This window comes from Mycetohabitans sp. B8 (assembly GCF_021991875.1).
Lineage (GTDB): Bacteria > Pseudomonadota > Gammaproteobacteria > Burkholderiales > Burkholderiaceae > Mycetohabitans.
In genome coordinates, this window is the sequence record NZ_JAHLKR010000016.1 from 422,120 (window position 1) to 436,356 (window position 14,237).

Genomic DNA, 14,237 nt, shown 5'->3' on the forward strand with positions numbered 1-14,237 from the left:
GGCTAATACTTCAAATTCAGTCAATCGACTTAGGCGGCTTCCAGTCTTGCCACTAACTCGCCGAGTTGCTGCTTTTCATAAAACAAATCAGGCATCAGTTTTGTACCAAAGCGTTTGTTCACGCTATCGGTCAGCTGCACGACCATAATCGAATCCAACCCTAAATCACGCACCTGGGTTGACTCGCTAATGTCTTGCGCCGCAAAGCCCAACTTGTCCTGCAACTCCTGTTGAATAAAAGAAAGAATGCTTTCGCCCAAGCCCGCTTCGCCCTCGTCGGCCTGCGGCTTAGCATCCTGCTTTCCGACCCTAGCTGCGGTGGGCTGGCCCGCCGGCTCAAGCAATGGCCGGGCGAGAACAGCAGCCGGCATATTGGCCATTTCGACTGACCCGGTCAGTAAGTAGTGCTTTTGATTGACACTCGCTACCGCTTGTTTGTCCAGATACAGGCTGACTTTGTCTACCGTGATGCAAATTTGCTCCCACTCATCCAGCACCAGTAAGCTAAGCGATAGTTCGTTATCGTGCAGCCCAATGCCCGAGAGCACCACGGAAAAGCCACCTGCTGGCGTGTTGTAGCAGCAAAGCCGTTCGATATTACGCACAATGACTCGGCCTTGCGGCAACCCTAGTTCATCCAGCAACAAGTAAAACGCTTTATCAATAGTCGTCGCCAGATAGGGCGATAGCTGAATGTTGCCAGCATAATGGTTGTGACGGTTAACCGCCGGCCGGCCCTTCAGCAACAAGCCGCTGCGGCCAATGACCAATTCGCCCTCGTAATCTAGATAAGGGGCGAAATCATAACCGGCTTGTGCCAGTCGCCGACTGACTTCGGCGGCGCTGAGCTGGCGGCCCGCCTGCAGCGCGTGGCGATTGAGCAACTCGCGGGCATCGTCCAACCATCGCTGCGGTGGCGGCTCGTTGCCGGTCAGTGGATTGATCACGGCAAAGCCTAGGTTGGCGAGCTGTTCATCACTGCGACGGAAATCGAACTCCAGCTCCAGTTGCTCGCTGTCAATTTCGAACAGCCGGTACTCCAGCCCGGTCACCGTCGTCCAGTCGGCGATATAGTGTTCGAAAGCACAGGACACCGACAGCGTGCGAGCGTCGAACAGAGACGCCAATGCCGGCATCGCCAGCGCGACATCGGCAAAGTTGAAAGCGCTAAAGCGCCGGCCGCCTCGTCCACTGTAGACGTAATCCAGCAGTTCATCTTCAACGAAATCGGTGCGGAATATCGCGCCTGGCTGCGGAGTCGAGCAGTTTTTTGCCACCAGTGGATGCAGCTTGTTTTTAAACATCAGCGGATTGACGATCGACGACTCGTAACCCTCCTCGGTGTACCAGCAGCGTACTTTTTCAAAACGGTAAGCTGGCAAGCTGATCCGCACCGGCGGTTGGGCATACAGACTGGTCCAATCAACTTGGCTATCGCCGTTCAGCCACTGGGCCAGCAGTGGCGTCAACGGATCGTCTAAGTCGTACTCCAGCGGCTGTACCGCGTCGCTTTCCTGGAAGCGGTAGAAGATTTTGCTATCCACACTGGATTGATAATGTCCGTCAATACAAGCGTTAAGCGCACGGGACAGCGCCTGGCGGGTGCGACAGCGGATCGCCAGCCGGTTGCGTAGGTTGTTTTTACCTACCTGTAGCGTATAGGCGATTTGCGCCAGCGGTGCCTCACTGCTCGCCAGCCAATCCCTAAAGCTTGTCAGGTTCTCCGCCAACAACGCCAACTTATGCACTGAGAAGACAAACACCAACTGGTCTTCTGGGATTTGTCCGGCGCTGTCCGCTGGCTCTGGATACTCCTCGACGATCATATGGGCATTCATGCCGCCGGCGGCAATCGAGGTGAGCCCCGCTCGACGCGGGAATACCTGCTTGCGGCCATTGACGATGCGCTCCGGCTGGCGCCATTGCGTCAACTGCTGCGGTACCACGAACGGCGTATCCGCAAAGTCGATATCCTGATTGAGCTGACCCGAATGGATCGACGGTGCAATCTGCCTATGCTTGAGCTGCAGCAAGGTTTTAGTCAAGCCAGCAATGCCCGACGCCGCCAGCAGGTGGCCGATATTTGACTTGATCGAACCAAGGTAACAAAACTGCTTGTCGTCAGTAGCCCAGCGAAACGCGTTATTCAGCCCCAACACCTCGATCGGATCCCCTAGCTTAGTGCCAGAGCCATGACCCTCAATATAGGAAATCGAGGACGGGTGCACTTTGGCCTGGTCCATCGCCTGGCGAATCGCCAGGGTTTGCAAATCCGGGTTAGGCACGTTGAAGCCGTTACGCTCGCCGGCGTTAGTCATCGCTGAGCCCTTGATTACGCCATAGATTTGATCCCGATCGGCAATGGCTCGATCCAAACGCTTAAGGAGTACCGCACCGACGCCTTCGCCAATCACCGTACCATCCGCCCCCACCCCGTAGCTGTTGACCGACTCCGAAGTGATTGACGTGAAATTACCTTGGGATGTATTCACCGTGGTGTACGGGTGATACATCAGATTGAGGCCACCCGCCAGCACCATCTTGGTCTCGTCATGCTTGAGCATTTGGCAGGCGGTGTGAATACAAGTCGACGACGACGAGCACATCGTATCGATAAACAGGCTCGGACCCGTGAGGCCGTAAAAATAAGACACCGTCATTGGAATGGTCGCCATGCCAGAGCCGGAAGCCATCGAACCGCGGAATAAGTTGCTCTCGAAACCGTAGTATTGGTAATCATTGGTCATGGTACCCAACAGCACCCCGACATCGCCGTTATAACGGCTCAGCATGGTTTCTTTCGAGTAACCGGCGTCTTCAAAGGTATGCACCGCCACCTGGAGGAACAGTCTCACCTCCGGCGACATATGGTCGGCATAAACCTTGGGCATCTTGAAATAGCTGTAGTCGAACTTGTCAACGTCCTTGATGAAGGAGCCGTTGATGCAGGTGGTCTTGCCTAGCACCTTGCGGTTCTTGTAATAGATCTTGCTATGGTCCCATCGATCTGCAGGAAAGTCGCTCATGCAGTCAACGCCATTGGCTAAGTTTTGCCAAAGCTCATCTATGCTGTCCGCACCCGGGTAATACCCCCCAACGCCGATCACTGCGATATAGCTTTCTAACTCGTTATCTTCGACACGCTCATTGGATGCAACGGGCGTGGCGCTTGGCACTGCGGGGCGATTGGCGTTGGCATGGGCAGCAGCGAAACGATTCAGGGGCAACGGCTGCGCTGACGCAGGCTCGGCGGCGCGTGGTTCAATGGTTGGCACTTGAACAATGGTTGACACTTGAACGCCACGCGGCGTCTCCCGCCGATCTTCGCTACCGCTGAACATTGCGACAAAATGGTCGCGGTATTTCACCGCGAAATGATCAACCATGCCGGCAATATTGACATGCTCGAACAGCAGGGTTTTGGGTAGCGAGCCGAGATGTTTCTCCAACTCATTGGTGACGCCCACCGCCATAATGGAATCAAAGCCATAGACCTCGAATTTCTCCGCCGGATGGATCTTCGCCACATCGATTTGGACCACGTCGGCGATAATTTGGGTGACAAAGGCTTCGATCTTTTTCTTCAGTTCGCTATCGCTAACGCTCGTCGCGCCAGCAGCCTGTCCGGGTGCGGGCTTGGCCAGGGCCTGCGGTTTGGCGTCCACCGGCTGGCCAATGGCCGTCAGCCGCGATGACTCGCCATAAATCACCCAACCCTGAGCGCTGACCGGGTTGTTCAATAGTTGCCCCAGGCTTTTGATGCCCTCCTCCACCGGCATCGGCACGATACCCAACCGTTGCCGCATCTGCTGCTCAATCACCGGAGCCAACTTCATGCCGCCGTCGCGCCACAGCGGCCAATTGATGCTCAGTGAACGGCCCTTACGCTTGCCGTCGCCGGCCAAATTTTGGCGGTACTGCATAAAGGCGTCCATGTAGGCATTAGCGGCGGCATAGTCCACCTGGCCAAGATTGCCCATTGCCGCCTGAGACGAACAACATACAAAGAAGTCCAGCGCACGTTCGTTGATCGCCTGATCGAGCGCCTCGATACCGGCCACCTTTGCCGCGAGCACCTGCTCAAACTCGCTGACACGCTTATTGATAATCATGCTATCGCGGATGACTCCCGCGCTGTGTATCACCCCATGTAGTGAACCTTCTTTGGCATAGATGTCGTCGATCCACTGCCTAACCGCCGCTGCGTTACCGACGTCTAGCGCCTGGTAGTGAACTTGGGCGCCCAGTGCTCGCAACCGATCGGCTTTTTGTTGCAACTGCTGACTGACGGTTGAGCGTCCTGCCAAGTAAAGCACGGGGTTGCGACAGCTGCTCACGATATGTTCAGCGAAAATCAAGCCCAGCCCACCCGCGCCACCGGTGATCGCATAAGTACCGCCGTCGCGCAACGGCATCTGCTCATTCTGTTGCGCGGGTGCTAGCTCACGCCACTGCCTACTATACAGGCTGCCATTGGCGAAGACTCGCACTAGTTCGTTGCTGTGATAACGGCTCTGCTCGACGATCACTTTGACCATCGCGTCATTGCCCATTTCGGTATCGAGCGCGACCAAGCGCGCCTGCAACGCGCTGTTTTCGATCATCGCCGTTTTCAACATCGCATCCAGTGCGGTCAAGCGCAGATCGTCCTGGCCCTGCCCCACAAAGAGCTGAAAATAGCCGCCGACATGATCGCCGAGCAACCGCTGTAACCACTCGAGCAGCGCCAGCGCAGCCGCTTGGTAGGCCGCGGCGTCATTTTTGCCTGGCGCACCCGGCAGTACGCTCACCTGATTGCCAAACTGCCGGCGTATCTCGTCAACCGTCGCCTCCGGCAGTCCAAGCAGAAGCAACTGCGGCTTGGCGTCAGCCGGCAGCCATTCACCAAGGCTGCCGACAGGCTTCCAAAATGGCGTTCGGATCAAGCGACCCAACCCCTCGTCGCTGTCTGCGATGACGGGTGCCTGGACCGGTTGTGGTTCAACGCCCGTTTTGCGTGAGCTAAAACCCTCCAACTGGACTAGACATTGGCCTGCGTCATTGCAAATTTGCACGTCAATTTTCTCGATCGCGCCGCTACCCCGAGCTTCACTGTAAGCAGCGGTGACGGTCAGTGGCCCGGCTCTGAGCGCCTGGTCCACTGAACCGTACAGTCGCAGGCTTTCCAGCGCAAAAGGCAGCATCGGCCCGGCAGCGCCTTGCTGGCGACTCTCCAATGAGGCTGCGATATGCAGTGCGCTGTCGAGTACGCCTGGCGGCAACAAAACGCCTTCTAATTGGGGATCAAGTGCCTCATGGGTCAACTGGCCGATCACTCGGTCGCGGCCGATGCGGATTTGGCCGGCAGCGCGGAATGTCACGCCGTAATGGACTCCCATCGTGTCGAAATCGTGGTACAGCAAGTCATGGCTTCGCTCATTGACATTGCACCGAGTGGCCCATTCTGCTAGATCGACCGGTTGCGGCAACGGTGCGGCGACGGCCGCCAACTGCGCGTCGCCCTGGGCGTGCAATTGCTGCGTCCCAGCGTCCAGGCTGTAAATCTTGAATGACACGCTGTCGCTGCCGTTTACGACCAACTCGCAGTACAGTTCGACCTCACGATCGCTGCCACCGACCGCAAAAGCCAACGGCCGCAGCCACACCACGTTCTGTAGCGTGACTTGCTGCGGCGGCAGCTCGCTAGCCCTGACGATCGCCTCGCGCGCCAGTTCGAGGTACGCGGCACCGGGAAAGATGAGCTGATCGCCGATACGGTGATCGGCCAGGAACGTCTCGCGACCGCTAAAGCGGCTGACAAACCGCTGCGTTGCCAACGTCGAAATATTGTGATGCACCAGCGGGTGCAGCCGGTCCATAGGCTGGCTCGCCACGAGCACGGGCTGTTGTTGACGCCGGCGGACTTCGGGCCAATAGTGCTCACGCGCGAATGGATAGCCCGGCAGCGGCAAACGCGGCGGCATGCTATGAGCACCGTTTTGTGCCGCGCCAAACAGTCGCCGACCATCGATGTCGTAACCCTGGCGATAGAAGTCCGCGAGGCCAAACAACAACTCCCTGGTTTCATCTTTGCTGGCGTTGCGACTGTCGTCCAGCAACTGGTTGATGTAGCGCGCAATCGTCTTCTGCGCAGAGAATTCGCGCTCGACCTCGCCGACAAATAGGTTGGGACGCTTTTCACCCACCCGATACTGCTCAAGGGTGTAAAGCACTTCTTCCAGATCTGCCGCCACTAGCGCCAGGCGATGGCGAAAATGGTGCCGTCCTTCCAACAAGGTATAACTAATCGACGGCAACTGATTATCGCGGTATCCGCCATGCTGCAAGGCCGCGCTCAGTTGTTCGATTTTTTCTTTCAGCGCGTCAGCGGTTTTGGCCGATAGGACAAACAAATAACAGGGCCGTCGGAACGGTGAGGCGTCACGTTCGCGGCTGTAGCTTTCCAGTACGACGTGGGCATTCGTGCCGCTCATGCCGAATGCGCTGACCGCGCCCAACCGCTCACTGTTGCGGCCGGCCGCCGGCCAGGCCTTGTTCGTTTTGTTGACGTAAAACGGGCTTTGCTGCCAGTGGATATAGTCGTTTTCCTGCTCGCAGTGCAGACTGGCCGGAATGGTTTCGTGGCGGAACGCCTGCAACAGGCTAATCACGCTGACCAAGCCCGACGCGGCAAAAGTATGGCCTAGATTGGTTTTGGTGGAAGTCAGTGCGCAGTGACCTGGCTTGTTGCCTCGGAAGGCGTCGTTCAGCGCGTTAATTTCTACCGGATCCCCCAGTTGCGTGCCAGTACCGTGGGTCACAATATATTCGACAGCTTCGGTGTTCATCCCCGCACGCCGGTAAACCTCCTCCAGTAAGCGCTGCTGAGAAGCGCCGCTTGGCGCGGTAATACCGTTGGTCTTGCCGTCGTAGTTGATGCCGCTGCCTCGTAATACGCCGTAGATCGGGTCGCCGTCGGCCTCAGCTCGGCTCAAAGGCTTGAGCACGACGCAGCACACCGCCTCGCCCGGCACCATCCCATTGGCTCGGCGATCGAAGGCAAAACATTTGCCGTCCGGTGACAGCATGCCTGCCTGGGTCATACCAAGAAAAGCGTCCGGCGAAAAAATCAGGTTGACTCCGGCGACAACCGCCATCTCGCATTCGTTATTACGCAGGCTCAACGCTGCTTGGTGCAGCGCCACCAACGCTGAAGAGCAGGCGGTGTTAATCGCCATCGTCGGCCCGGTCAGATTGAGAAAATAGGCTAGCCGGGACGCCAAGATACCATTGTGGCCCGAGGTTAGGCTTTCTTCGCTCGCTAGCCGCTGGAAGTCGCCCTCCTCAACGCCAACGAACATGCCCACCCGTTGCGCCTCAAGGTGACGCGGGCCGATGCCGGCGTCTTCCAGCGCATTCCAGGACTCCTGCAACAACAGCCGCTGCCTGGGATCCAATGTTTTCGCTTCGCGGGGCGAGATCTCAAAAAATAGGGGATCAAACTCACTGACCCCTGACACGCTGCCCATCCAAATACAGCGCGTCTTGCTGGGATCCTCGCGATGATCGCCGTAATAATCGCGCCAGTCATAGCGATCAGTCGGGATCTCGCCCACCACGTCACGCCCCTCAGCCAGCACGCGCCACAGCTCATCGGCATTGCGAGCGCCAGGGAAGCGGCCGCTGATCCCGATAATGGCGATCGTGTCGGCATTCGACGTTGACGCGACGACAGGAGCCGGTATCGGCAACGGCTCAGTTGCGCTGATCACTTCACCGCGATAACACGCTTCGATCGCCTGCCGATGGTGTGCTAGTAAATAGGCGGCGATTTTCGAAAGGGTTGAATGGCTAAAAAACAGCTCTGGGGTCAACTTGAGGCTAAAGTGGCGACTCAACAGTCCGGCGTATTCCGCCAAGCTAATGGAATCAAAGCCGAAGTCCGCCAAGTTGGTGTCTTCGCCAAGCGTATGCCGTTCGGCATTGAGAGGCCGGCTTGCCAAATCCCGCAAATCCCATAATAGAGACTGCTCTACACTCAACCCTTTGAGTTCGGGACGGCTTCGCGTCCGCTCGAGCATCGGTTGGGCCACCGTTGCGTTAACAGTTAGGTTAGCCGTTGCTTTGCGTGCCGGATGATGAATCCCGTCCACTAATTGTTGCAATCTCGCCGGCTCACCCGCTAACACCAGCATGTGATCGGCATCGCTGGCGACAATCTGCTGCAATAACGTCAGGCCTTCAGCGCTTTCCAACATACGCTGACCGCTAGACTTCAAATAAAACTCGGTTGACGCCTGCTCGCCCACTGCCATACCGCCATTGCGCCACAGCGGCCAATGGATCGCCACGACACGCCGAGCGCGCCCGGCCTGCACATAACGCGCATAGGCCTGCTGGAATCGGTTAGCCATTGCATAGCTGCCCGCCCCCATATCGCCAAGCATCGCCGAGCTGGATGAGAAATAACAGATCAATGCCAGCGGTTGCGCCGCCAGCACTTCGTCCAACACAAGCGTGGCCTTGACCTTAGCATGCAATACCGCGTCAAAATCCGCTTGTGCACTGTCAAACAGGCTACCTTGCGCCTTGAGGCCAGCGGCGTGGATCAATCCGTCGATCGGTCCGCTCTGAGGCAGCACCTCGGCCAGCGCAGCGGCCATCGCCTGACGATCAGCACAATCTGCCTGCAAATAGAAAATGTTGCACTTGTCATGACGTAGGCAATCCAGTTGCACCTGCTGGGCCGCCGACAGCGATGAACGGCCGTTCAGGATGAGATTGAGTTGACCGTCGCTGCGGTGCCTCGCTCGGCTTGAAAGCTCGCCGGCTAATAGCGACCCCAAGCCACCCAGCCCTCCGGTGATCAACAGGGTATGGATCTGCTCTAGTGCCAGCGGCTCGACAGCTGCGGTTGCGCGGGTCGGCGCCAGCCTCAACTGGAAACTGCGCCCGCTTTGGTATAGCCTGCTGCCCGCCGCGTCGCCGCTAAGCTGCAGCCCCAGGCGGCGCAACCAGCCACTGTCGTCGCCGGTATTGTCCGGCAAATCAATCGCCACTTCGACCGGGCAATGGGCCATCACTGCGCCGAGCGAACGCTCAATGCCGATCCAAGATTCAAGATAACAGCGCTCGAGCGCGTCGCCAGCCCGGCCGGCTAGCAATAATCGGTCGATTGGCGCCGCCGTGGCAGCCATCGCCTTCAGCAGTGCGACAATCGCGCTGTTGTCGATCATCCAGCGACGGTCGTCCATACTCCATAAATAGAGCACTCGGCTAGCGCCGTGAGCCGACAACACGTGTTGCAGCCCTTCTTGCAACTGCTGCGGATCGTCGACTGCTACACGATAATGGCCATCTTCATCGCGTCCATTTTTGTTATCAGCCGCAATAAATACCAACTCGGTTTGCGCACTGAACGTATTGATTTGTCGGACTAGCTGCTGCCGTAGCCCAGGCTCACCCAGCAAGCAAATCAATCGTTTTATCGGCGTACCCGGCCCCGGTTCATCGGCCTCCTGCCATTGCTCCGTGTAAGTTGCCACTATTGTTTCGGTAGCCGCTCTTTCTCTTCGTTCGGCAGTTACCACCGGCGCATCGAGTTCGGCGGTTACTGCCGGCGCATCGAGCCAGTACCGTTCTTTGGCGAATGCATAGCTTGGTAGACCGATTCGGGCGGGACGCGGCCCGTCGCCATAAAGACATGTCCAGTCAAAGGCTTCCGCCTCTTCAGCGCCAGCAAGCCATTGCGCCGCCAACTGTCGCAGGTCGCCAGCGGCCACGGCCTCTTCGGCCGTCATGCTGGCTACGCCAAAGTCCATGCCCGGCTCGCCGGCAATCCACGCTTGCAGTTGTCGTTGTAACTGCTCCAAGCTATCGACCATGAAAATGGCCCGCGTGGCCATTGCCTCCCGGCCGGTTTGTAGCGTGTAAGCTAAAGCGGCAAGATCGGGCGTGTGTTGCGCAACGTGCGCCAGTAACCGCGCAACCTGCTCTTTCAAGCGTGGCGCATTGCGCGCCGACAACGGAACCAGCACCATTTCGCCCCGGTGCGTGGCGAACTCGCGCTGCTCACGATACTCCTGCAGCACAACATGAGCGTTTGTGCCGGAGAAACCAAAGGAGCTGACGCCAGCGCGCCGCGGTGCACTGTGCTCCGGCCAGTCGCATCCTTCTCGATCGATTACCAGCGGCGAGTCATCAAGCTTGATGTGGGGATTCTGTTGTTTGAAGTGGCCCAACGCCGGCAACTTATGGTGCTTCATCTGCTGCAGCACCTTTATGACGCCCGCGATGCCTGCCGCACCCTCGGTATGACCAATATTGGCTTTAACCGAGCCAATATGGCAAAAACCCCGGTCGTCGGTATAACGTGCAAAGGCCCGCTTGAGCGCATTGATCTCGATCGGATCGCCCAGCTTGGTGCCGGTGCCATGGGCCTCGATATAACTGAGGCTACGAGGATCAATGCCGGCATCTTGCCACGCATGCACGATCACGTTTTCCTCTCCGGCCACGCTCGGCGCAGTCAGTGAAGGCGTGTAGCCACCGTGCAACGCCGCCGAACCCTTGATAATTCCATGAATCGGATCGCCATCAGCCAACGCTTTCGACAGCGGCTTAAGCAGCAGCATCGCCACGCATTCGCCTGGCACGTAACCGTCCGCTTGTGCATCAAAGGTGTGACAGCGCCCCGTCGGCGACAGCGCGCGGATCGCCGAAAAATATCGGTAGTGCCAGGATGACAGCAGTAAGTTGCTGCCGCCCACAAAGGCCATTTCGCACTCGCCATTGCGCAATGAAACACAGGCGGCATGCAACGCCACTAGCGACGACGAGCACGCCGTATTGAACATCAGGCTCGGCCCTTTGAAGTCGAACCAGAATGAAATTCGGTTAGCGGCGATCACCCCACTGCCCGTGGCGATATAGGGGTCCATCGGCAGTCCCAACTCGGTGATCTTGTCAACGTATTCGTTGAAACAGGAACCGATGAATACGCCGGTACGACTGCCCCGTAACTGCCTGATTACGCCGGCGTCCTCGGCGGCAGCGTAAGTGCTTTGCAGTAGCAGCCGTACCTGAGGATCCATCCATTGGGCTTCGCGGCGGGACATATGAAAAAAGTCGGCGTCGAACTTATCGACGTCGTTGATAAAGCTGCCCCACTTGGAATAAGTCTTATCATGCGCTTCAGGATCAGCATCAAACCAACGCGCAACGTCCCAGTGATCTGCCGGCACCTCCTTGATCAGCTCCCGGTCCTGCCAGATATTCTGCCAAAATTGGTCAAGGTCGCTGGCTTCGCCAAACTGTCCTTGTATACCGATGATTGCGATATCCTGCTGACGATCACCGCCGCTGACAGCCCTGGGCGATTCATGGGCGACACACTCGTGCACGGCACAAGTTTCAACCATCGGCACAGCATCACTTGCTTTCACCGGTGCAACGTCAGTCGTCTCGCTACGCTTGGCCAGCAAGGGCATAAAAGCCGCTTTGTGCTCCTGCCATAAAAACGTCGCCAGTTCAGCCACACTGGGATATTCAAAAAATATTGTCGGTTCTAGTTCGATCGCCGCGGCACTTTCAAGCCGACTCGCCAAGTTGACCAGCTGCAGCGACTCCAGTCCCAATTCCATCAAGTTGCGGTGACGCTGCTTTTTACCAATTTGCTTTGCACCGAGGGCTTGCAGCTGCGTCAACAGGTAGTCTTCGATCCCTTCGCGGCTGCAGCCAGTCTCATTGTCGCGCTGCGCTTTATCGTCAACCAATTGGCTGCTCCGCAGCCGCTTCAGCGAGCAACCGCTGAATTCGGCCACCAGCACACCCTCGTCGTCGTACAGCTGTGCGTCGAACAACACCAGCTCGCCGGAATTTTTTGTTAACTTGGTGTGAATCCAGCCCGTTGTCGGGGCTTGGCCACGGTGAAGGACCAGCGATTTAATGCCAAACGGAATAAAATTGCCGTCCAGTTGTTCGCTGGCCAGCAGCGGGATAACCGTCAAAAAGGCGCTGTTGATCAACAACGGATGCAAGCTGTAGTGGCGAGAATCCGCGTCCTCAGAAACAGCCAGCGTCATTTGCGACAGCGCTTCGCCATCATCCTGCCGCTGGTAAAGTGCCTTCAGGGTCCGATAGCTATCGCCGATGTGGATCTGCTCACTAATTTGATAGATTGATGCCAGCGGCTCCACCGCTGTCATGTCAGCCATCAACTCGGCTAAATCCACCTGCCGCCGCTGGGCAGCCACAGCCGACAATTCACCGCTCGCCCTAGGCTGCCAAGGCGCTGACGGCGAATGTCGGCATACCGCCTCGAAGACTCGTCCGTCACGCTGGGATGCGCGGATTGCCACCTCAAGCCGCTCACCTTCAGCCAGCGCGACGGGCGCAGCAAACGTGAGCTTTTTCAACCGCAGCGCCTCACCCTCGGCGAGCTGGCCCAAGCCGCACTCTAGCGCCAGACTGGCATAGGTCAGTCCCAACAGGATCCGCTGCTGATTGAACTGGTGATCCTTAAGATAGTGCTCATCGTAGTGGTAAACAGCGGCTGCAATTGGGTTCTCGATCGCCGGTGGCGCCTGAATCACCCGCTCTGCCTGGTCGCGGCGATAGCTGGCCCGGATCTTTTCAAACTCTTTGGCAGCTTCTTCGACACTGATTTCTTCCCGCTGTATTTTCCGGTGTAGAACCCTAATTTGACTGTCCACTGTTCTCTTCGCTCTCAGATTCGGATATGGCAGGCGGTGTCTAAGCGACTTTGCCGCCCGTGTCCGGTTAGCAACCGGTCAGGTCGAGAAATGCCTTGTTTGAAGGCCGCAAAAACGGCAGGTAGGTTGGCGGCGGCAACTTGCCCACCAGACGCGGCGAGATCCCCTTCGGCCCCATCTCTCGAGCCAACATCGCGATAAACAGCGTGATCTCTAACGCGGCGACATGACGGCCGAGACAGGCATGAGGACCGCCGCCAAACTGGCAGGTTTCCACTTGGTTCGGCGCCCGGTCGATGCCCAGCCAGCGTTCCGGCCTCCAGCTATCCGGATCCGGGTAGCGCTCAGGGTTACGAGAAACATGCAGCAGGCTGACGCCCACCATCGCGCCAACGGGGATCGTATGACCCATCATTTCAAACTCGGTATGCACGTTGCGCATTTCAAACGGCGCGGGGGGATAGAGCCGCAAGGTTTCTCGGAATATCGCTTCAGCCAACGGCACTTGCTTGACCAGCTCCTCATGGGTATAAGGCACGCTGTCTAAGCCGGCGACCTGTTGACACAACTGTTGCCAAACGTGCGGGTGCTGCGACAGCATTAACGCCGACCACGCCATCACCGCGGCGGTTGTTTCCGAGCCGGCAAAACCCAGACCCAGGATGTTGTGTACCAGCTCGACCTCAGACATGCCGTTGCCATTATCGTCGCGGCCGAAGATCATCGCTCCGACCAGACTATCGCGGTCGTTGTTCGCGCGTACCGTGGCGACAATCTGTGACACCCGCTGTTCCAGCCAGCCGCGCGCCTTACGGCAACGCCAAGCAGGGAAGCCCGGCAAGTTGATTTTCAGCGGTATCATGCCGAGAAAAAACTCTTCGTACTGGTGACGCCACTGCTCAAGCTCGTGGGTTTCAATGCCCATAATCCGGAACACCACCTCCAGCGCAATATCCTTGGTCTGCGGGAAAATCGCCAATTTGCGCTCGCTGGTCCAGCGTTTAAGCCGTTGCTCAATGGTTTCCACCACGAACTGGCCCACGCGCGCGCGGGTCAGCCCTTTTGGGGTAAAAGCATCCATGCTAGCGCGACGCGCATTGCGATGACGTTGGCCGTCAAAGGCGTTCATCGCCTCACCCGTGATGACCGGCATCTGCTCGCGCAGATAGGAGTTGTCAGTGTACTTATTTTGAAGGATCGCCAGGCCGTCCTCACTCATAATCTGCAGCACCGGTAGCTTAGCGCCGAAATAAGTCCAGAACATCGGCCCGCAAACCGCTTCAGCCTGGCGCAACTCACTAAGCGCATTCTGACCGATCTTATGGACATGGCCCAGCAATGGAATCTTGCCTGGCATGACCGGAAACCCGTCTTTCATCTTCAAGTTCTCGGCGACCGGGCGTGCCACGTTGACCGGCTGATCATTGCGCTCCATGTCGAGTTCGTTTGCCACCACCTCGCTATGTTGCGCTTCTGTGCCCGCGTCTGCCTGTGCCAACGCGAGCGTATCTTGTTTATGGTTCATTTTATTCCCCGTTATGCATT

Annotated in this window: 2 protein-coding genes; both read right to left on the minus strand. The window is 57.6% G+C overall.

The window, feature by feature from the left end:
• Nucleotides 1-29: 29 nt before the first annotated feature.
• On the minus strand, nt 30-12,692 hold the full coding sequence (locus KQH60_RS07925) for an SDR family NAD(P)-dependent oxidoreductase (RefSeq protein ID WP_237575923.1): 12,663 nt from the start codon (nt 12,690-12,692) through the stop codon (nt 30-32).
• 67 nt (nt 12,693-12,759) lie between these two features.
• Nucleotides 12,760-14,190 carry a cytochrome P450 gene (locus KQH60_RS07930; RefSeq protein WP_237575924.1) on the minus strand — a complete coding sequence of 477 codons (1,431 nt, stop codon included), beginning with the start codon at nt 14,188-14,190 and terminating at the stop codon, nt 12,760-12,762.
• Nucleotides 14,191-14,237 lie beyond the last annotated feature (47 nt).